This is a genomic window from Streptococcus sanguinis, assembly GCF_050222175.1.
Lineage (GTDB): Bacteria > Bacillota > Bacilli > Lactobacillales > Streptococcaceae > Streptococcus > Streptococcus sanguinis_M.
In genome coordinates, this window is the sequence record NZ_CP071420.1 from 549,786 (window position 1) to 571,894 (window position 22,109).

The following is a 22,109-nucleotide window of genomic DNA, read 5'->3' on the forward strand; positions in this document are numbered from 1 at the left end:
TTTCTTTTAGCCAAATGCTTCAAAGGCAGCAATCAAGCGCAGTTTGTCTGTATCAACATCCTTCCTGCCATAGTAGTCAAGAAAGAGCTCTGCGTATCTAGGATCAGATAAATTATAAGTAAGAGACCAGATTGTCCAGTAAAGATCAATGTGGCGGTCGCTAAGGCCGGCGAGGCCAAGGTCAATAAAGCAGGAGAAGGTTGCTGCGTCTTTCAGAATGAAATTAGGCAAGCAGGCATCTCCATGAATCAAGGCGTCCGCCGTCAGTAGGTGTCCCTTTTCTTGGATAAGCGGATATGCTTCCTCACGGCTTTGGATGTGAAACTGAGGCAGTAAGGCTTTTTGATAAAAGCAACCTTTCTGATAATTTTTCTCTGCTACTTCTTTATAGTGCTGGAGACGATGTTTGATTGGGAAATACTGGGGTTGGATGCTATGAAGTTTTTTGAGCGCGGCAGCCATTGTTTGGCAAAGTTCTTCTGGCTGTTGGAGAAAGGCTAGGGCGTCCTTGCCCTCGGCTTCTTTAGTCAGCAGGTAGTCTTTATCTGTTGTTTGGTAGTGAATGATAGGCACACCGAGTCCTTGCTTCTCAAACCATTTGGCAAGTGTGGCTTCTTGGGCTAACTGGCCTTTTTGGTCGATTTTCAAATAATAGCCTGTATCAACATAGAAAACGCTGGCTCCGGAATGTGAGGAGCTGTCGTAAAAGTTGGCTCCCTCTAGATAAGTTCGTATTTGCTCAGGAAACTGGGCTAGTGGAAGAGATATTTTTTCTGATTTCATACTTTTATTGTACCATATTCTCAACTAATGCGAGGCAGCGTGGTATAATAGAATCATGAATGTGAAAGTGAAGCAAAGAATCCCTTTGAAAATTAAGAAAATGGGTATTAATGGGGAAGGGATTGGGTTTTATAAGAAAACGCTGGTCTTTGTGCCTGGGGCTTTGAAGGGTGAGGAAGTCTACTGTCAGGTGACTAGAGTCCAGCGTAATTTTATCGAGGCCAAGCTCTTGACCATTAACAAGCGGTCAAAATTTCGGGTGGAAGCGCCTTGTGAGATTTATGATAGGTGCGGGGGCTGTCAAATCATGCACCTCCACTATGACAAGCAGTTGGAGTTTAAGGAAGATTTGCTGCGTCAGGCCTTGAAAAAATTTGCGCCAGCTGGTTATGAAAACTATGAGATTCGTCCGACTATTGGTATGAAGGAGTCGCTCTATTATCGGGCTAAGTTGCAGTTTCAGACTCGGAAATATAAGGATGAAGTTAAGGCGGGGCTCTATGCCCAGAATTCCCACTATCTGGTCTCGCTGAAAAACTGTCTGGTTCAGGACAAGGTAACGCAAAAGATCATCAATAAGGTGGCTCGGCTTTTAGGCAAGTACAGGCTGCCTATTTATGATGAGAGGAAGACTGCTGGAGTACGTACCGTTATGATTCGCAGGGCAAGAAAAACGGGTCAGGTGCAGATGATTTTTGTGACGGGGCGTAAGCTGGACTTTTCTCCAGTCGTTCAAGACCTAGTGGCTGAATTTCCAGAGCTGGAGACAGTGGCGGTCAATTATCATACGAGCAAGTCCAGTGAGATTTATGGGGATAAGACAGAGATTATCTGGGGCGAGGAGGCTATCCAAGAAGGAGTGTTGAACTATGAGTTCTCCCTATCGCCTCGGGCTTTCTATCAGCTCAACCCTGAGCAGACAGAGGTGCTCTACAGGGAGGCGGTTAAGGCGCTAGATGTGACGAAAGAAGACCATTTGATTGATGCCTATTGCGGGGTGGGGACCATCGGCTTTGCCTTTGCTAAAAAGGTCAAATCTCTGAGAGGCATGGATATCATCCCTGAGGCCATTGAAGATGCCAAGCGCAATGCGAAACGGATGGGCTTTACCAATACGCTCTACGAGGCTGGAACGGCAGAGGAGATTATTCCTCGCTGGTATGCTGAGGGTTATAGGGCGGATGCCTTAATTGTCGATCCGCCGCGAACAGGTTTGGACGATAAGCTGCTGGAGACGATTGTTCGCTATGCACCTGAGAAGATGGTCTATGTTTCCTGTAATGTCTCAACTCTAGCTCGCGATTTGGTCAAGCTCTGTCGGGTTTACGATGTCCGCTACATCCAGTCGGTTGATATGTTTCCGCATACCGCTCGGACCGAGGCAGTGGTGAAATTGTCTAAGAAAGACAGCACTCGTGTGAGTTAATCAGAAACAGCTCGCTAGAGTTGACAAAATCATTCTAAAAAGGACTTAGTTTTCTGTGATACGGAGCTAAGTCTTTTCTTTTGGCAAAATTGCAATAATCGGAAGCGTAAGCTTGGAAGGTTAGTCCCCACCTCAATTAGTCACAAAAAGAGAACACTCGTTTAGTGTTCTCCAATGGTAATCGGTTATATTAGAATAAGCCAAAGACTAGGACTGCAAGGACGGCACCAATGATTGGTCCGACAACCGGAATCCAAGCATAGCTCCAATCACCATCACCTTTGTTTGGAATAGGAAGAAGACTGTGCATGATGCGAGGTCCTAAGTCACGAGCTGGGTTGAGTGCATAGCCTGTTGTTCCACCAAGTGAGAGACCAATTCCGACAATGAGTGTTCCAACTGCAAAAGTTCCAATGCCTGCTTGCAGCTTATAAAGTCCAAGAGCGAAGATAGTCAGCACAAGGACAAAAGTTCCAAGGATTTCACTAATCAGATTAGAGAAGGTATCTTTGATAGCTGGGCCTGTGCTGAATGTACCCAAAACGTTAGCTGGATTTTCTTCAGCTAGATAGTGAGGTTTGAACTGCAGGAAGACGAGGAACTGTCCGACCATAGCACCTGCAAACTGAGCAAGGACGTAAGGAAGAACAGATGCCCAAGGCAAATCACCTTTCAGAGCTACTCCGATAGTTAGGGCAGGATTCAGATGGGCTGGGCCAAGGTTGCCAGATACAAAAGCAGCGATGGCAACAGCAATCCCCCATCCCATGGTGATTACAATCCAGCCTGAATTGTGACTCTTAGTTTTGGGAAGAACCACACCTGCAACTACACCATTACCCAGAAGGAGCAAGAGCAGTGTTCCTAAAAATTCGCCAAATATTTCTTTCATCATCTATATTACTCCATTTAAAAGAAGGGGTGGCAGACAGTTGTTTTGCCTACCGCCTCTTCTCGTATTTTCTATTTTTTTAATTCTTCTAAATCGTTATTTGCAAGGGCAGCTTGAACATCTTTTCGATAAGCTGCTTTTTCTTCTTCTGTCCAGTCGTAGAATCGTCCCATTTCATCAAGAACAGGTTCTACAATCGCATCTAAGCTGTCCCGCATAAAGAGCATGTGGTTTGTCCGGCGCAGCAGGAAGTCAACAGGGCTGAGTGCTAATTCGTTACGCATAGCATAATGCAGTGACAAGGTATCCGCTAGGCTGAGACCTGGTGCTTGCTCGATGCTGTGTGCGAGGGCAAAGACTTTAGGAGCATTTGAACCGTAAAGGTTTGCAAGATAGAAGGCTTCTTTGCTGTCTAAGCCGCGTGAGACACCAAGTTGCGCAAAAGCTTCGATTTCGGAATCCACATTTGCTGGATTGAGCTCTCCGCCTGAAACAGGGTAGGTCTTCGAGTTGATGAGTTTGAAGCTACGGTCGAACTCTGCTTTGAGGATTTCAACCACGCGCTCCATAGCACCTTCTGCCATCTTACGGAAGTCTGTAATCTTACCACCAGCAAGAGTCAAGAGACCATTGTTATCACGGTCCAAACTAGAGCCACGTGATACAGCAGATGGATCCAAGTGTTTTTCAGAAGTGCTGCTTTCGAGTTGAGTAACAGCCGCTTCAACATCTTCACGGGATTTTTCTTTGGCCAGATAGCTTTCAACAGTCGCAATCAGTGAATTGAAACTTTCGTCGCTAATGGTACCGTTATTTCCGCCGTTATAGTCAGAAGCGCTGTTTCCTGCAATGAGAGGACGAAGACCTGCCCAGCTGCTTTCGATATCGTCAATTGTGATGTTTGCTTCTGGGAAGCGATTATTGACAATGCCCAAGAGGTAATCCACATCTTCTTGTGTTACTTTTGGATGCTCTAGGTCGCCAGTGTAGTCAGTATCAGTCGTACCAAAGTAGGTTTTATTTTCACGTGGAAGAACAAAGACCATCCGGCCGTCTCCCAAGCCTGTGTCAAAGTAGACTGGCTGAGAAACCTTGATCTTGCTAGAGTCAACTACCAAGTGAACTCCCTTGGTTGGACGCATTTGTGAGTATTGCTCACCGTCATTTGATAGATTGCGCACCTTATCGCTCCAAGGTCCAGTTGTGTTGATGACCAAGCGAGCCTTGATTTCAAAGACTTCATCTGTCAAGAGGTCACGCGCAACAACGCCTGTAATCTTTCCAGATTCATCAAAAAGGAAGCCTTCTGCCTTGACATGGTTGGCAATCAGAGCGCCGTCTTGGTTGGCCCGTTTGATATTTTCAATTACGAGGCGCGCATCGTTGTTGCGGAAGTCAAGATAGACACCGCCACCGACCAAGCCTTCTTTCTTAAGTTCAGGTTCCCGTTCTAAGACTTCTTCTTTGCTGAGGACCTTATTGGCAGCAGGAGTGTTGTTGACACCGGCTAAGAGGTCATAGAGGTCCATAGCCACTTTGAGACGGAAGAGGCTGAAGGTAGCGCCCTCTTCTTCATAAACAGGAAGCAGCATAGGATCTGGTTTTGGAATATGGGGGGCAATTTGCTGTACCACAGCACGCTCAGAAACCGTATCTGATACCACCTCTACGTCGAATTGCTTGAGGTAACGAAGGCCACCATGGACCAGTTTGGTAGAACGGCTAGAAGTCCCTTCGGCAAAGTCCTGCATTTCAATCAGACCAGTCTCCAGGCCACTTGCAGCTGCTTGCAAGGCTACTCCAGCACCGGTAATCCCGCCGCCAATAATCAGGAGGTCCAAGGTGCGTTCCTGCATTTTTTTTATCGATAATTCACGTGTTTTCTTTGAAAATTCCATATTTATACACTTTCTAACTTAGTCATTTCATGCTTCTACTGACTTAATTATAAAAATATGAATCAGTATCAGTCGTCGATTTCTGCAAAGACTTGAGTTGCCTTAACGGCTTTTTTCCATCCTTTGTAGAGTTGTTCCTTGCGGGATTCATTCATAGATGGTTCAAAGAGTTCTCCAGTTTCATTGAGAGTGCGGAGTTCGTCTAAGTCTTTCCAGTAGCCTACTGACAGGCCTGCCAAGAAGGCTGCACCGAGAGCAGTTGTTTCTAAGTTTTTAGCACGGGCAATATCGATTCCCAAAATGTCGGCCTGGAACTGCATGAGGAAGTTGTTCATAGCAGCACCGCCGTCGACTTTGAGGACTTGAATAGCTGTCTTAGCGTCAACCTGCATAGTATCGATGATGTCGCGTACTTGGTAAGCGATGGATTGCAGGGTAGCCTTGATAAAGTCTTCCTTGCTGGTTCCGCGGGTCAAGCCAAAGACAGATCCACGTGCATTTTGATCCCAGTAGGGAGCGCCCAGACCTGTAAAGGCAGGTACGACATAGACTTCGTCATTGTTGTGAGAATCTAGGGCATATTTTTCAGATTCTGGTGAATTTTCAACCATCCGAAGACCATCGCGTAGCCATTGAATAGCACTTCCGGCAATGAAGATAGAACCTTCTAAAGCATAGTAAACTTTTCCGTTAATTCCATAGCCAATGGTTGTCAAGAGGTTGTTTTCAGACAGTTGCATCTCTTCACCAGTGTTCATGATGATGAATGAACCAGTTCCGTAAGTATTCTTGACCATGCCAGGCTCAAAAGCTAACTGTCCAAAGAGAGCTGCCTGCTGGTCACCAGCCATACCAGAGATTGGAACTTCTCCACCGTAGAAATGGAATGGAGCAGTCTTACCATAGATTTCTGAGTTAGAACGAACTTCTGGAAGCAAAGCCTTTGGAATGTTGAGGATTTCCAAAATCTCATCATCCCATTTGAGTTCCTTGATGTTATATAGCATAGTACGGGCTGCATTTGAGTAGTCGGTCACGTGAGAAGCACCGTCAGTCAATTTCCAAACCAGCCAGGTATCGATAGTCCCAAAGAGCAATTCACCCTTTTCAGCTTTTTCTTGCGCTCCCTCTACATGGTCCAAAATCCAGCGAACCTTGGTAGCAGAGAAATAAGCATCAATGATCAAACCAGTCTTTTCATGGAATTTTTCTACATAGCCTTGGCTTTTCAGTTGTTCAGCCAGAGGAGCTGTCTGACGAGACTGCCAAACGATAGCATTGTAGATAGGAAGACCAGTATTCTTATCCCAGACGACAGTTGTTTCACGCTGGTTGGTAATTCCGATGGCTTCTATTTGGTTAGGTTTGACTCCACTTTCGATGAAGGCACCTGCAATAACGGACTGCACAGAGTTCCAAATTTCATTGGCATTGTGCTCAACCCATCCAGCTTGAGGGAAAATCTGAGTAAATTCTTTTTGACTGGAGCTAACTTTTTCTCCTTTTTTGTTAAAGATGATGGCGCGGGAACTAGTAGTTCCTTGGTCGATGGCCATGATGTATTTTTCTTGTGACATGAACTGTCCTCCTAGTAAAAATCTTGAGGATGTTTCCTCTACAGTAACTAGTATATAAAATAAAACGCTTTCTTTTTTATCAACTTTTTTTAAATTTTTAAAAAAATTGAGGAGATTGTGCGAAAATCACAAAAAACCTGGAATTCTCCAAGTTTCTTAATGAAATATCATGTGACGGATTTGTGCCAAATCTTCCAAATCCAAGTCATTTTTTAAATAATAGATGGGAACTTGCTGGGCCTGATGAATAGGATTGTTGGTGATGATGAGGTCGTAATTTCTGGTAAGGTCGTAGGATTCAATCGTAATAAAGCGATTGTACTCTAAGTACCGCCTTAAAATGGCTGTCATCCTAGAAACAACGATAAAGCTATCTGTCAAGTCCATGCCTATCTTGATGATTTGACCGTCGTTTTCAGCAATGTATTCCATCAGCTGGAGCCATTCCCACAACACCTTTTTATCCAGAGATGTTCCCTGCTGGAAAATAGGCAGTTTGCTAAAAATAGTGTCTGCCACTTGTCGATAATCGTATTCGCTCCATAAGTAAGGATGGCGCAATTCCAGATCATGCTTGTATTTATCTTGCAAGAGATAGCCTTTGAAAAGAAAGACGCGGGCGCAGAGCTGGCTGAGTTCGTAGGTCACTTGATCTTCGATATAGTCATCAAGCAAGTCCTGGCCCTTCATCTCTTGAATCAGTTGCGTAATCAGACTGGCAATTTCACCGCCAAAGCCCAGTATATACTCCATGGTGTGCAGGGGCAGAATCCGATGGGAAATCAGAAATGAAAAGAAAATCATCATTTCGCCATCTTCGAGACTCAGGGTGATGTGCTGTCCAGCAAAGAAATCATTTGTCCTGCGATGCAAGCGCTGGTAGAAGATATTTTCAAAATAGCCCTGCATTTTCTGCTCAATGTTTTGAAATTGACAGGCATTGACTTTTAGTCGCTGTTGGGTGATATGTGCCCAAAGGGCCAAGTCCAATCGCTGCCCTTGCGAGAGCTGAGCTCCACAGAGTTCTTCTAAGACGGCAACTTCCTGCCTTCTTTCTGATTTTTGAAGTTCCTTTTCCCAATCTTGGCTGGACCAGACCTTACGAAAGAGGCAGAAATAAAAATAGCGGATTTGGTGCTCAGGCCCTTTCAAGCGGCCGTTTTGGATAGATAGCTCAAACTCTGATAAAATCTGATTTAGACCGGATATATGACGGCCGAGGGTTGCTTCACTGATCATCAGCTCTTGAGCTAATTGATGGGCTAAAAACTGCTGATGGTAGAGCAGGTAGTTTAAAATCTGGTATTTGACTGCATTGTCCAAAAAGAGCCTGCGAATATCCCGTCCCTTGGTATCAGATGCGATGGACAGAATGAGCGTTTCGTCCTGAAGCTGGATGGATAAGGCTGTATGATGGTCCATAGCCTTATCGTTAATCAAGCTAATGTACTTGGTCAAGGTTGCTTTCGAGAAGCCTGTTTCAGACATAACGTCCTTCAAACTGGATGTAGAATGCTGCTGTAAATAAGACAGGACAATAAACTGCCCCGCTTCACTCTTTTCCATTAAGTCTGCAAGATACATACGAAAACCCTCTCAATTCACTAATCTTAGCTTATCACAAAAGGGAAAAAAGACGAAGCAATGTGCTTTATATTTTCTTATCGTTGTCTAAGGAAATAATAAATTGAAACAATCTGTCATTATGTCTATCTTAATTCGCTATTCCATTTCTTTTGAACAAGCATAAGAGGAGCAGACACTCACACCTTTTTTTGCTTTGAGGCAGATAGCTTTTTTATGGTATAATTGTAGAAAAATAAGGATGAGGGAACAGCTATGGATAATGTAATTGATTTGTCTATCCCAGTGGCAGAAGTGATTGAGAAGCAGCCAGAAGTTTTGGATGTTCTGGTCGAGTTGGGCTTTACGCCTCTGGCCAATCCTGTCATGCGCAATACAGTCGGGCGCGTGGTTTCTATCAAAAAAGGTGCTGGTATGAACGGCATTGACCTTAATAAAATCAAGCAAACTCTGGAATTAAATGGCTATGAAGTGGTGGGGATTTAGGCATGGCTACTGAACGCATTGAAGTCCTCAAGTCTATCTTGCTGGATTTACATAACGGAGCTTCTGCAGAGTCTGTTCAGGAGCTTTTCAACGAGCATTTTGCTGGTGTGTCCGCTATTGAAATCAGCCTGATGGAGCATGAGCTTATGAACTCGGATACGGGAGTGACCTTCGAAGATGTCATGTCCCTCTGCAATGTCCATGCCAACCTCTTTAAAGGTGCCATTCAGGATGTGGAGGTGGCTGATACCGACCATCCAGGTCATCCGGTTCAAGTCTTCAAGCAAGAAAATTTAGCCTTGCGGGCTGCCCTCATGCGGGTTCGCAGGCTTCTATCTACCTATGAAAGTACAGAAGATGAGGAGCTTCTTCCTGAAATCCGCAAGGGACTCCAGCGTCAGTTGAGTTTGGTGGGGCAGTTTGATGTTCACTATCAGCGCAAGGAAGAGCTCATGTTTCCCATCATGGAGAGCTATGGCCACGATTCGCCGCCCAAGGTCATGTGGGGGGTAGATGACCAGATTCGGGACCTTTTCCAAGAGGCTAAGATTGTTGCAGAGCAGTTGCCTGATACTTCGATTGAGAAAGTCAAGGAAAAGTTTGAGACTTTTGCGGCTGAGTTTGAAGCTATGATTTTCAAGGAAGAGTCTATCCTTCTCATGATACTCCTCGAGTCCTTTCATCAGGATGACTGGCTCAAGATTGCTGAGGAGAGCGATGCTTATGGCTATGCTATCATCAAGCCGACAGAGAAATGGATTCCTGCGCGGCACTCATTCTCGGAGGAGGAAGCTGGGGATGCTGCTGATGAAGGAAGCGAAGCGCCAGCCAGCAGAGAACAGTCTAGTGATGGCAGATTTCAGCAGGTCATTGATACGCCGGATGGTCAGGTCACTATTTCCTTTAAGCCCAAGGAAAAGAAGGAGCAAGCCTTTAATCGGGACTCCCAACAGCCTTTTGGTCATGGCTATCTGTCTGTGACGGAGGCTAATCTGATTTTGAACCATCTGCCCATGGAGATTACCTTTGTCAATAAGGACGATATTTTCCAGTATTATAATGACAGTGTGCCGGCAGACGAGATGATTTTCAAGCGGACGCCGTCCCAGATAGGTCGCAATGTCGAGCTCTGTCACCCGCCCAAGTTTTTAGACAAGGTGCGGCGGATTTTCAAGGCTCTGCGCGAGGGAGAGCGGGACAAGTTTGAGATGTGGTTCAAGTCGGAATCACGGGGCAAGTTTGTCCATGTGACCTATGCGGCGGTTCGAGATGAATCTGGTGAATTTCAGGGGGTGCTGGAGTATGTACAGGACATTCAGGCCTTCCGAGATATTGACAGTGATTTTTACCGAGATTTGGACTAGGTATTTGCAGTTAGAAAGTGAGAAAAATGAGTTACGAACAGGAATTTTTACAGGAGTTTGAAGCTTGGGTTAAGACCCAGGTCATGATTAACGAGATGGCTCTCAAGGAGAGTCAGGCGGTCTATGAGGCGGACCAGGATGAGCGTGCTAAGGAAGCAGCCATTCGCTATGAAAGTCGTCTCGATGCCTACCAGTTCCTTTTAGGGAAATTCGCCAACTATCAGGCGGGCAAAGCATTTCACGACCTGCCAGACGGACTTTTGGGTGAGAGAAATTATTGATTTTTCGCTGGAAAGGTGATAGAATATGTTCATCAGAGGTGTTTTGAGTCAAGCATTTTACAGAAAGTGGCGGTGCTGAGAAGTCCACAAATGTGTCAAAGCTGGTTGCTGATGAGATAATAAATTGAAATAAAAGTGTCTTTGTATTTACTTCAAAGACTAAAGTTGCGGGCATCTGCCCGAAATTGGGTGGTACCGCGGATAAACACATTCGTCCCTGTCATGGATATGGCAGGGACTTTTTTTGTAGAAAGCGAGGGAGGAAGATGGAGCAAGCACGATTACCAGATCGATTAGAAACGGAACGGCTAGTGTTGCGAGTCCGCACCGTGTCTGATGCATTGGATATTTTTGACTATGCCAGTCGGCCAGAAGTCTCCTATCCAGCAGGCTTTCCGCCCGTCAAGACCTTGGAAGACGAGATTTATTACCTAGAGCATATCCTTCCTGAGCGTAATCAAAAGGAGAATCTCCCAGCAGGTTATGGGATTGTTGTCAAAGGGACTGATAAAATCGTTGGCTCTGTTGATTTCAACCATCGCCATGAAGATGATGTACTGGAAATCGGCTATACCTTGCACCCAGACTATTGGGGACGAGGCTATGTCCCAGAAGCAGCGCGTGCCTTGATTGACCTAGCTTTTAAAGAATTAAATCTAAATAAAATTGAATTGTCTTGCTTTAGCTATAACCTTCAAAGTCAACGAGTCGCAGAGAAGCTTAGCTTCACCCTCGAAGCTCGCATCCGGGACCGCAAAGATTCCCAAGGCAATCGCTGTGACGGTCTGATATATGGATTGCTGAGGAGTGAGTGGGAGGAAATTTGTGGATTATAGGGAGAAAAGAAGAGATGTATTGGATTATTATTTTATTTGTAATAAGTTTAATTTTGGGATTTTATAAATTTTATCAAGATAAAGGTAGAGATTCTAACAACTCTAAAGAATTTACCGAGAATAATGATTGTGAAATATTAGCAGTTAATGAAACTTTTTTGTCATTAATGCCCCAAATTGACTCCTTGTCTGCCGATGTAAATTTGGACGAAGCCAAGCTCAGTGAGATTTCAGATAAAAATGTTGTTGCTAGGCTTGATGCGCTTGTCCCTCAAATAACTAACAGTTTATCAAATTTTGTTAGTAACAAAGTTGTCGAAAATATATCAACTCAAATAAGAGAAGGAAAAATTTTTCAAGTAATTATTCCAGAAGGAGCAAAACTTTACAAGTCCAAAGAATTGCAAGGAGCATATAGAGGTGGTTATAGTATAGGTGGCAAACTTACTGGTCAAGCAAATCTTGTACCATTTGATATTACTAAAGGGCAAAATATTAGTTCCATCACTAATGCAGTTGCTAATGTGATGAATGTTTCCTCTATGGTTGTAGGTCAGTATTATATGGCTGAAATAAATAATAACATGGAGAAAATGTTGGAAAGTTTGGATAAAGTATTCGATTTTCAACAGATGGAGTTTAAAGCTCGAATTTTAGCTTTGATAAGTAAAGTTGGAAAAGTTTCTAAATTTAATGTTGAAATTATTGAAAACGATGAAATAAGAAAACGTGCTTTAGATAATTTGGAACGCCACGAAGATGAAGCGGTCGAATTATTACAACAAGTGAATTTATCAATTGAAAATTTAATTTCGAAAAGTAAAAATTGTGATTTTGATAAGTATAAAGAAATCATTGATGAGTTTGAAAAGTTAACAAATTACCAACAATATTTACTTACTATTTTAGAAGAAATTGGCCGATTAATTTATCTGTTGAATAAAGGTGCTATTTCATCTGAACAATGTTATTATTCGTTTCGAAGCTATGTTGAACAATCAAATGAAGCCAGACACAAATTGGCTAAGTGGCACAATGAGAACATAACAAAATTTAAAATTGATTTACAAAAAAGCAGACTTACTAAGAAAGGATTGGAAGGTTTTGCTTATAAAATACCCGCCTTAATAAATGAAGATTGGAAATATAATAGTTTATCCAATTTGATTGTTAAGAAGATAAATAAACAATTGAATGCTTCACTTGAAGTTGAAAATGTAACTGACGACTTATTAGATAAAGAAGTAAGAATAATTTCTAAAAATGGAAGATATTATTATTTAGTAGAATAAAGGAGAACTAAAATGACAGAACTTTCACCTAAATACAATCCAGCCGAGGTTGAGGCTGGTCGTTATCAAAAATGGCTTGATGCCGATGTTTTCAAGCCTTCAGGCGATCAAAAGGCTAAGCCTTATTCGATCGTCATTCCACCACCAAACGTAACTGGGAAACTCCACCTAGGTCACGCTTGGGATACGACCTTGCAGGATATCATCATCCGTCAGAAGCGCATGCAAGGTTTTGACACGCTTTGGCTGCCAGGGATGGACCACGCTGGGATTGCCACTCAGGCTAAGGTTGAGGAGCGCTTGCGGGAGCAAGGCATTTCCCGCTATGACCTCGGTCGTGAAAAATTTCTCGATAAAGTCTGGGAATGGAAAGACGAGTATGCGACAACCATCAAGGAGCAGTGGGGCAAGATGGGCCTCTCTGTAGACTATTCTCGTGAGCGTTTCACTCTTGACGAAGGTTTGTCAAAAGCTGTTCGCAAGGTTTTTGTCGAGCTTTACAAGAAAGGCTGGATCTATCGTGGTGAGTTTATCATCAACTGGGACCCAGCAGCTCGCACAGCCCTTTCTGATATAGAGGTCATTCACAAGGATGTCGAAGGCGCCTTCTACCACATGAACTATATGCTGGAGGATGGTTCACGCGCCCTTGAAGTTGCGACCACTCGTCCTGAGACTATGTTTGGGGACGTTGCCGTTGCGGTCAATCCAGAAGACCCACGCTACAAGGACTTGATTGGTAAAAATGTCATCCTTCCAATCGCTAATAAACTAATCCCAATTGTTGCCGACGAGCACGCAAATCCTGAGTTTGGGACAGGTGTCGTGAAAATCACGCCTGCCCACGATCCAAACGACTTCTTGGTTGGTCAACGCCATAACTTGCCACAAGTCAATGTCATGAACGACGACGGAACCATGAATGACTTGGCCTTCGAATTTGCAGACATGGACCGTTTTGAAGCTCGTAAGGCAGTCATTGCCAAGTTGGAAGAAATCGGTGCCCTTGTTAAAATCGAAAAACGTGTCCACAGCGTTGGTCACTCAGAGCGGACGGGCGTTATGGTTGAGCCGCGTCTGTCTACTCAGTGGTTTGTTAAGATGGATCAATTGGCTAAGAATGCCATTGCTAACCAAGCTACAGATGACAAGGTAGAATTTTATCCGCCACGCTTCAACGATACCTTCCTCCAATGGATGGAAAATGTCCACGACTGGGTAATTTCCCGTCAGCTCTGGTGGGGTCACCAAATCCCTGCTTGGTACAATGCAGACGGCGAAATCTATGTGGGCGAAGAAGCGCCGGAAGGCGATGGTTGGACTCAGGACGAAGATGTACTTGATACTTGGTTCAGTTCTGCCCTTTGGCCATTCTCAACCATGGGCTGGCCTGATGTTGACTCAGAAGACTTCAAACGCTACTTCCCAACTTCAACCTTGGTAACAGGTTACGACATCATCTTCTTCTGGGTGTCTCGTATGATCTTCCAATCTTTAGAATTCACTGGTCGTCAGCCATTCCAAAATGTGCTCATCCACGGTCTCATTCGTGATGAGGAAGGACGTAAAATGTCCAAGTCACTGGGCAATGGGATTGACCCGATGGATGTCATTGACAAATACGGTGCCGATGCCCTGCGTTGGTTCCTGTCAAACGGCTCTGCCCCTGGCCAAGACGTCCGCTTCAGCTATGAAAAGATGGATGCTTCATGGAACTTCATCAACAAGATCTGGAACATCTCTCGCTACATCCTCATGAACAATGAAGGCTTGACGCTGGATGCGGCACGTGAGAATGTCGCTCAGGTGGCGGTTGGTCAGGCTGGCAATGTCACCGACCGCTGGATTCTCCACAACCTCAATGAAACCATTGGCAAGGTCACTGAGAACTTCGACAAGTTTGAGTTCGGTGTGGCTGGTCATATCCTCTACAACTTCATTTGGGATGAATTTGCCGACTGGTATGTGGAGCTGACTAAGGAAGTGCTTTACAGCGATAATGAAGACGAGAAAGTCATCACTCGCTCTGTCCTCCTTTACACGCTGGACCAAATCCTGCGCCTGCTTCACCCAATCATGCCTTTCGTGACCGAGGAAATCTTTGGTCAAATCTCGGAAGGAACCATTGTGACAGCAGCTTATCCAGTGGTTCGTCCAGAGTTTGAAAATGCCGAGGCAGCAGCTGGCGTGGAAGCCCTCAAGGATCTGATCCGTTCGGTGCGAAATAGCAGAGCAGAGGTCAATGTGGCGCCTAGCAAGCCGATTACCATCTTGATTAAGACGACAGACAGCGCGCTGGAAGTTTTCTTCAAGGACAATGTCAACTATATCAAGCGCTTCACCAATCCTGAGCATTTGGAAATCGCAGCAGACCTTGCAGTGCCAGAGCTGGTCATGTCTAGTATCATCACAGGAGCAGAAATCTACCTACCGCTGGCAGACCTCCTCAACGTCGAAGAAGAACTGGCTCGTCTTGAAAAAGAACTAGCCAAATGGCAGAAAGAGCTGGATATGGTTGGCAAGAAACTCTCTAACGAGCGCTTCGTAGCCAATGCCAAACCAGAAGTCGTCCAAAAAGAACGCGACAAACAAGCTGACTACCAAGCCAAGTACGATGCGACAGTGGCGCGGATTGATGAGATGAAGAAGTTGCTTTAGTCATACTTGATGAATGTACACAAGAAAACACGGTGTAAAAACTGTGTTTTTTTGGTATAATATAATCTTATACTTAATGATTAAGGAGAAGATAATGAATATAATTACTATGGAATTTAATTTTCTAGAAGTTAGTGAAACAGATTTGGAGCTATTTAATTTTATTAGAGATACTGATGAGATTGGTGTATCTATAAAAGTTGATCTATCTAAAAAATATTTTTTAAATCACAAGAAATTTTTAAAACAATTTAAAGAATATTTTGGTAGTGTCAGATTAGAAGAATTTTTGAATAAATTATCTTTGATTGAAGAAATAAAATTTTCGCATGAGGATAAATTAAATCATCAACAATTGGCTAGTGAAGCTATAAAAAACCAAAAAATTAAAGAGCTTGCTGATAGAGTTTATGGTGAGTATCATTATAATTTGCTAATTAAACTTGTCTCTTTATCAACTGCTATTTGGCTTTTGAAAGATTCTTGTGTACAATCGAATTTAGCTTATACGATTATTGAGAATGGGTATTACTCTGCTTCAAATTCTGATATGAATTATACAATGGCAAATGGGAGCCATCAACTGGTTTCAGTTGATGGCAGAGAAATTAAAAGTATAAAAAAATATTATGAATTAGTATTTCCGATTTTAAATTCTCGTATAGGAACCAAAGAAATTGAGAGCAATCATATTACCAATCATTATACTTCGTTTGAAAATGATAAAATAGATAGAAGTAAATTTGCAAGTTATTCTAGAGCACTTGTCTATTTACAAGAAGCACGTAATAGTGGTTTACTTGCTTCTAAAATTGATAAATATATGCAAGTTCTACAGTGTTTATATGCCTTTGAAGACGGTACGCGTAGAATGGGAAGAAAGCTAAAGTATATAACAGCTAATTTATTGTCAGAGGAATCAACAGAAAAGCAAAAAATTGTTGATAATATTGCCATTGCATATAAGATTAGGTCGCAGCATACTCATGGAAATAGAATAAAATTTGACCAAAATGAGATTGAGCGCATTTCAATAGCTCTTGATGATTATGTTAGGGAGGTTCTAAAAAAGTTATTACCAAATAAAGAATTAGAATATTCAGATGAAAAGACAAGACTTTTTGTTGAAAAACAAATGCGAGGTTTTAATGAAGGCAAATTTTTGAATTTCTTTAAGAAAATTTTAAAGATAAAATAAAATTAACTTCTAAAAAAAATATATCAAAATTAGGATATTCACGATGTTCAGCAAGAAGGCATTTCCAACTAGGCATTTGGAGACTACTATGAATGTCTCTACTTTATTATAAATTCCCTCAACCAAGTTCAGTTTCATCTGAGCTTGGTTTTTCTATACCTCTCCTCTTTCATCCCTCTCCGACTTAATACTTTCTTTTAAGCCTTAAAAATGATAAAATAAGACAAACAAACTATAGGAGAACATAATGACTAAAGCAAATTTTGGTGTTGTTGGTATGGCTGTTATGGGCCGTAACCTTGCCCTAAATATCGAATCTCGTGGCTATACAGTTGCCATTTATAACCGCTCAGCAAATAAGACAGAGGACGTCATTGCCTCTCATCCTGAGAAAAACTTTGTGCCAAGCTATGATGTGGAGTCTTTTGTAAACTCTATCGAAAAGCCACGTCGGATTATGCTGATGGTTCAAGCTGGTCCTGGTACAGATGCGACTATTCAGGCCTTACTTCCTCACTTGGATAAGGGTGATATCCTGATTGACGGTGGGAATACTTTCTACAAGGATACCATTCGCCGTAATGAAGAGTTGGCTAACTCTGGTATCAACTTCATCGGTACAGGTGTTTCCGGTGGCGAAAAGGGCGCATTGGAAGGACCATCTATCATGCCGGGTGGTCAAAAAGAAGCTTATGAGTTGGTAGCGGATGTCTTGGAAGAAATCTCTGCTAAAGCTCCTGAAGACGGCGCACCATGTGTTACCTATATCGGTCCTGATGGCGCTGGTCACTATGTAAAAATGGTCCATAACGGGATTGAATATGGAGATATGCAGCTTATTGCTGAGAGTTATGACCTGATGCAGCACTTGCTGGGGCTTTCAGCTAGTGAAATGGCAGACATCTTCACGGAGTGGAACAAAGGCGAGCTGGACAGCTATCTGATTGAGATTACAGCGGATATCTTGACACGCAAGGACGATGAAGGTCAAGCTGGCCCAATCGTTGACTACATTCTGGATGCTGCTGGTAATAAGGGAACTGGTAAGTGGACCAGTCAATCTTCTTTGGATTTAGGTGTGCCGCTGCCACTGATTACAGAGTCAGTCTTTGCGCGTTACATTTCTACCTATAAAGATGAGCGCGTGGCTGCCAGCAAGGTATTGCCAAAACCAGCTGCTTTCACCTTTGAGGGAGATAAGGCAGAGTTGATTGAAAAGATCCGCCAGGCTCTTTACTTCTCAAAAATCATGTCTTATGCTCAAGGATTTGCTCAATTGCGTGTGGCTTCTAAGGAAAACAACTGGAACCTGCCGTTCGGAGAGATTGCTTCTATCTGGCGTGCTGGCTGTATCATCCGTGCCCGCTTCCTTCAAAAGATTACAGATGCTTATGGCCGTGATGCTGATCTAGCCAACCTGCTCTTAGATGAATACTTTATGGATATTACGGCTAAGTACCAACAGGCAGTCCGTGATGTTGTCAGCTTGGCTGTGCAAGCAGGAGTACCGGTACCAACTTTCTCCAGTGCCATTGCTTACTTTGATAGCTACCGTGCGGAAAATCTGCCAGCTAATCTGATTCAGGCGCAGCGTGATTACTTTGGTGCTCATACATATAACCGTAAAGACAAAGAAGGTACCTACCACTATTCTTGGTACGACGAAAAATAGGATAGGCCTATGGCAAAGCGAATTTTACTAGTAGAAAATGAAAAAAATCTTGCACGGTTTGTGAGTTTGGAACTACAAAAGGAAAGCTTTCTTGTAGATTTAGCTGAGACTGGCCAAGAGGGACTGGCTCTGGCTAAGGATGTGGATTATGACTTGCTCTTGCTCAACTATGATCTTCAAGATATGACTGCCAGCGATTTTGCTCAGCAGCTGAGCTTGATTAAGCCAGCGTCCGTCATTATCGTTTTGGCTAGTCGCGAAGAGATTGCGGAGCAGCAGGAAGCAATCCAGCATTTTGCTGTTTCCTACGTGGTCAAGCCTTTCATTATCAGTGATTTAGTGGAGCGTGTCTCTATCATTTTCCGCGGGCGCGACTTTATCGACCAGCACTGCAGCCTCTTGAAAATTCCGACCTCTTACAGGAATCTGCGAGTGGATATTAAAAATCACACAGTTTACCGTGGCGAGGAAGTTATTGCGCTGACGCGGCGGGAGTACGATCTGCTGGTAACCCTGATGGGCAGCAATAAGGTCATGAGCCGTGAGCAACTACTGGAGCGTGTCTGGAAGTACGAGAGTGCAACGGAGACCAACGTTGTAGATGTTTATATTCGTTATCTGCGCAGTAAAATTGATGTGGAAGGGCAGCCAAGCTATATCAAAACCGTTCGCGGTGTTGGTTATGCCATGCAAGAATAAAAAAATCAAAACTCTGTTCTCCTTGAGAGACGGAGTTTTTTTGCGCTTGTTACAGTATTAATAGGAGAAATAATGCGGACTTTCTGGTTATTCTATGCAATCGTTTTCGTTAAAATATAGCAAGAATGTGGTTCGTAAAGAAAAATTTTAAACTTTAGGATGCAAAAAAAGAGAAAATATTTTTATAAAAGCCTTTACAAAATAAAAAATCGTGCTATAATAGATGTATCGACATGCAAACGATTTCACAAAAAGGAGTGGTTTGCAAAAAATATAAGGAGGTCTGAATGATGAAAGATTCATTCAAGAACATTTTTAGCTTTGAATTTTGGCAAAAATTCGGTAAAGCTTTGATGGTGGTCGTTGCTGTTATGCCGGCAGCAGGACTAATGATTAGTATCGGTAAATCGATTCCGATGATTAATCCAAATCTAGGTGTTTTAGTCACTATCGGCGGTGTCTTAGAGCAGATTGGTTGGGGGGTTATCGGTAACCTGCATATCCTCTTTGCTTTGGCTATTGGTGGAAGCTGGGCAAAAGAACGCGCTGGCGGTGCTTTCGCAGCAGGTCTTTCCTTTATCCTGATTAACCGTATCACTGGTGTTATGTTTGGCGTTACCAGCGATATGCTCTCAGATAAGGCTGCTGTAGTTAAAACAATGTTTGGCGCATCAATTAAGGTTTCTGATTATTTCATCAGCGTTCTGGAATCACCAGCTCTGAATATGGGTGTCTTTGTCGGAATTATCGCTGGTTTTGTCGGAGCGACAGCTTATAACAAATACTATAATTTCCGTAAATTGCCAGATGCTTTGTCATTCTTCAACGGTAAGCGTTTTGTACCTTTCGTTGTTATCTTGCGCTCAGTAATCGTAGCAATTGTTTTGTCATTCGTATGGCCAGTTGTTCAATCAGGTATCAACAGCTTTGGTATTTGGATTGCTAACTCACAAGATACTGCACCTGTTTTGGCACCATTCATCTATGGTACTTTGGAACGTCTCTTGCTTCCATTTGGTTTGCACCACATGTTGACCATCCCAATGAACTACACAGAACTAGGTGGTGTTTACCACGTTATTACTGGTTCTGGTGCGGGAACAACTGTAGCTGGTCAAGATCCACTGTGGTTGGCTTGGGTAACTGACTTGGTTGGTACTAAATCAGCTGATCCTTCTACTTACCAGCACTTGCTTGATACAGTTCATCCAGCTCGTTTCAAAGTTGGTCAGATGATTGGTTCATTTGGTATCCTTATGGGGGTAGCAGCAGCTATCTACCGCAATGTGGATGCTGACAAGAAGCACAAATACAAAGGTATGATGATTGCGACTGCTTTGGCAACTTTCTTGACAGGGGTTACTGAACCAATCGAGTACATGTTCATGTTCGTTGCAACACCGCTGTATATCATTTATGCATTTGTACAAGGTGCTGCGTTTGCAATGGCTGACATCGTTAACCTTCGTGTGCACTCATTCGGTTCTATCGAATTCTTGACCCGTACTCCTATGGCCATCAATGCTGGCTTGGGAATGGATATCATCAACTTCATCTGGGTAACGATCCTCTTTGGTGTTGTGATGTACCTCATTTCTAACTTCATGATCAAGAAGTTTAACTATGCAACTCCAGGACGTAACGGTAACTATGAAACAGCAGATGGTTCAGATGAAGCTTCTTCATCAGAGTCAACTAGTGGTAAAGTTGCTGAAGCATCTCAAGCAGTAAATGTTATCAACCTTCTGGGTGGTCGCGCTAATATCGTAGATGTAGATGCATGTATGACTCGTCTGCGTGTGACTGTCAAAGATGCTAAAAAAGTTGGAACAGAAGAACAGTGGAAAGCTGAAGGCGCTATGGGCTTGGTTATGAAAGGCCAAGGCGTTCAGGCTATCTACGGACCAAAAGCTGACGTTCTTAAATCTGATATTCAAGACTTGTTGGATTCTGGTGAAGTGATTCCTGAAACACTTCCTAGCCAAAAAGCAGAATCAGCAGCAGCCGAAGTTACTTACAAAGGTGTGACTGAGGAAGTTGAAACTGTTGCGGACGGTCAAGTCATTGACTTGGCAGATGTTAAAGATCCAGTATTCTCACAAAAAATGATGGGTGATGGATTTGCAGTTGAGCCAGAAAATGGTAAGATTTATTCACCAGTTGCTGGTACAGTAACTAGCGTCTTCCCTAGCAAGCATGCTATCGGTCTTGTGACAGATAATGGCTTGGAAGTCTTGGTACATATTGGTTTGGAAACTGTTAGCCTTGAAGGTAAACCATTCGAAGTTCATGTTTCTGAAGGTCAAAAAGTTGCAGCTGGAGATCTTCTAGTCACAGCTGACTTGGAAGCAATCAAAGAAGCAGGACGTGAAACTTCAACAATCGTAGTCTTCACAAATGCAGCAGCTATCAAGTCTGTGACGGTAGAAAAACTTGGTCAAGCATCTGCTAAGACAGTTGTTGCTAAGGTTGAATTGTAATATAGAAAAGAGAAATCATGGCAAAATTCCTGACATTAAATACTCATAGTTGGATGGAAGAAGAGCAAGAAACCAAGCTTAATCAGCTTGCAGAACGCATTCTTCAAGAAAAATATGATGTCATTTGCCTGCAGGAAGTCAATCAATTAACGGAGTCTGAACAGGTTGTTCAGGCTCCTTTCTATCAGGCGGTTGAAGGAGCGATTGCGATTCATCAAGACAACTTTGCTCTGTGTCTGGTAGAAAAGTTGGCTGAGGCAGGACTGGACTATCATTGGTCCTGGGCCTATAATCATATTGGGTTTGATATTTACAACGAAGGAGTGGCAATCCTATCTAGAAATCCTATGGCTCCTAGAGAAGTTCTGGTATCAGAAGCCAATGATCCTACGGATTACCATACCCGCAAGGTCTTGCTAGCCGAGACTGAGGTAGAAAGTCAATTGCTGACTATTGCCTCCTGCCATCTGTCTTGGTGGGACAAAGGCTTTCAGGGGGAATGGGCTAAGCTTGAAGCAGAGCTGCTAAAAGCAGAAACTCCTCTGGTCCTCATAGGTGATTTCAACAACCCGGTTGGCCAGCAAGGCTACCAGACCATCTTAGCCAGTCCACTGAAGCTACAGGATAGTCATACTGCTGCAAAAGAAGCTAGCGGTGAGGCGACAGTAGAAGGGACTATCGCAGGCTGGGACGACAATAAGCATGCTCTGAAGATAGACTATGTTTTCACTAGCCAAGGGATGGACGTTGAGCGCTCCGCAGTCGTTTTTGACGGGAAAGAAACACCTGTTGTCAGTGACCACTTTGGTATAGAAGTGCAAGTCACATTATAAAAACAAAAAAGATGAGGCAAGGCTGTGAATGCAACAGATTTGCCTCGCTTTTTCTTTTTGATAAACACATATTTAGGGTAAAATAGCGAAATAACACCCCCAAAAACGGCTGTCTTTTGTTATTCTTGAAAACGTGTTATAATGAAGTAT

Annotated in this window: 17 protein-coding genes; 12 read left to right on the forward strand and 5 right to left on the reverse strand. The window is 43.3% G+C overall.

Going from position 1 to position 22,109, the window contains the following annotated elements; genetic code table 11:
• Positions 1–6: 6 nt before the first annotated feature.
• Positions 7–783 carry an aminoglycoside 3'-phosphotransferase gene (locus J1C91_RS02805; RefSeq protein ID WP_002909025.1) on the reverse strand — a complete coding sequence of 259 codons (777 nt, stop codon included), beginning with the start codon at positions 781–783 and terminating at the stop codon, positions 7–9.
• A 55-nt stretch (positions 784–838) separates the two neighbouring features.
• Between J1C91_RS02805 and rlmD the strand changes: the two genes are divergently transcribed.
• The gene (gene rlmD, locus J1C91_RS02810; protein WP_002909026.1) at positions 839–2,209 is read left to right on the forward strand and encodes a 23S rRNA (uracil(1939)-C(5))-methyltransferase RlmD; all 1,371 of its coding nucleotides are present in this window, start codon (positions 839–841) and stop codon (positions 2,207–2,209) included.
• 190 nt (positions 2,210–2,399) lie between these two features.
• On the opposite strand, the gene J1C91_RS02815 is transcribed toward rlmD, so the two are convergent.
• The 4 genes from J1C91_RS02815 to J1C91_RS02830 all read right to left on the reverse strand — a co-directional run bounded on the left by J1C91_RS02815 (position 2,400) and on the right by J1C91_RS02830 (position 8,160).
• The gene (locus J1C91_RS02815) at positions 2,400–3,104 is read right to left on the reverse strand and encodes an MIP/aquaporin family protein (protein ID WP_002913182.1); all 705 of its coding nucleotides are present in this window, start codon (positions 3,102–3,104) and stop codon (positions 2,400–2,402) included.
• A 68-nt stretch (positions 3,105–3,172) separates the two neighbouring features.
• A complete protein-coding gene (gene glpO / locus J1C91_RS02820) occupies positions 3,173–4,999 on the reverse strand; it encodes a type 1 glycerol-3-phosphate oxidase (RefSeq protein WP_125439456.1) in 1,827 nt (608 codons plus the stop codon).
• A gap of 68 nt (positions 5,000–5,067) precedes the next feature.
• A complete protein-coding gene (gene glpK, locus J1C91_RS02825) occupies positions 5,068–6,576 on the reverse strand; it encodes a glycerol kinase GlpK (protein ID WP_002913179.1) in 1,509 nt (502 codons plus the stop codon).
• A 156-nt stretch (positions 6,577–6,732) separates the two neighbouring features.
• A complete protein-coding gene (locus J1C91_RS02830; protein ID WP_125439454.1) occupies positions 6,733–8,160 on the reverse strand; it encodes a helix-turn-helix domain-containing protein in 1,428 nt (475 codons plus the stop codon).
• Between the two features lie 255 nt (positions 8,161–8,415).
• Between J1C91_RS02830 and J1C91_RS02835 the strand changes: the two genes are divergently transcribed.
• From J1C91_RS02835 to J1C91_RS02885, 11 genes are all read left to right on the forward strand, one after another.
• Complete coding sequence (locus tag J1C91_RS02835; RefSeq protein ID WP_002894544.1) at positions 8,416–8,646, forward strand: DUF1858 domain-containing protein; 231 nt, start codon at positions 8,416–8,418, stop codon at positions 8,644–8,646.
• Between the two features lie 2 nt (positions 8,647–8,648).
• On the forward strand, positions 8,649–10,010 hold the full coding sequence (locus J1C91_RS02840) for a DUF438 domain-containing protein (protein ID WP_125439452.1): 1,362 nt from the start codon (positions 8,649–8,651) through the stop codon (positions 10,008–10,010).
• A gap of 26 nt (positions 10,011–10,036) precedes the next feature.
• Positions 10,037–10,291 (forward strand): DUF1912 family protein, encoded by a 255-nt coding sequence (locus J1C91_RS02845; RefSeq protein ID WP_002920525.1) that lies wholly within the window; start codon positions 10,037–10,039, stop codon positions 10,289–10,291.
• A 266-nt stretch (positions 10,292–10,557) separates the two neighbouring features.
• Complete coding sequence (locus J1C91_RS02850) at positions 10,558–11,127, forward strand: GNAT family N-acetyltransferase (protein WP_080556554.1); 570 nt, start codon at positions 10,558–10,560, stop codon at positions 11,125–11,127.
• Between the two features lie 14 nt (positions 11,128–11,141).
• A complete protein-coding gene (locus tag J1C91_RS02855) occupies positions 11,142–12,419 on the forward strand; it encodes a hypothetical protein (RefSeq protein ID WP_032912576.1) in 1,278 nt (425 codons plus the stop codon).
• A gap of 12 nt (positions 12,420–12,431) precedes the next feature.
• The gene (locus J1C91_RS02860) at positions 12,432–15,077 is read left to right on the forward strand and encodes a valine--tRNA ligase (protein ID WP_002909041.1); all 2,646 of its coding nucleotides are present in this window, start codon (positions 12,432–12,434) and stop codon (positions 15,075–15,077) included.
• Between the two features lie 94 nt (positions 15,078–15,171).
• Positions 15,172–16,275 (forward strand): hypothetical protein, encoded by a 1,104-nt coding sequence (locus tag J1C91_RS02865; protein WP_125438299.1) that lies wholly within the window; start codon positions 15,172–15,174, stop codon positions 16,273–16,275.
• 247 nt (positions 16,276–16,522) lie between these two features.
• Positions 16,523–17,947, forward strand: a complete 1,425-nt coding sequence (gndA, locus tag J1C91_RS02870) for an NADP-dependent phosphogluconate dehydrogenase (protein WP_002894560.1) — start codon at positions 16,523–16,525, stop codon at positions 17,945–17,947.
• Between the two features lie 9 nt (positions 17,948–17,956).
• On the forward strand, positions 17,957–18,646 hold the full coding sequence (locus J1C91_RS02875; RefSeq protein WP_002909043.1) for a response regulator transcription factor: 690 nt from the start codon (positions 17,957–17,959) through the stop codon (positions 18,644–18,646).
• A 287-nt stretch (positions 18,647–18,933) separates the two neighbouring features.
• Positions 18,934–21,126, forward strand: coding sequence for a PTS transporter subunit IIBC (locus J1C91_RS02880; protein ID WP_125438295.1), 2,193 nt, complete (start codon positions 18,934–18,936; stop codon positions 21,124–21,126).
• Positions 21,127–21,143: 17 nt separating this feature from the next.
• Positions 21,144–21,959 (forward strand): endonuclease/exonuclease/phosphatase family protein, encoded by an 816-nt coding sequence (locus J1C91_RS02885; protein WP_125438292.1) that lies wholly within the window; start codon positions 21,144–21,146, stop codon positions 21,957–21,959.
• Positions 21,960–22,109: the final 150 nt, after the last annotated feature.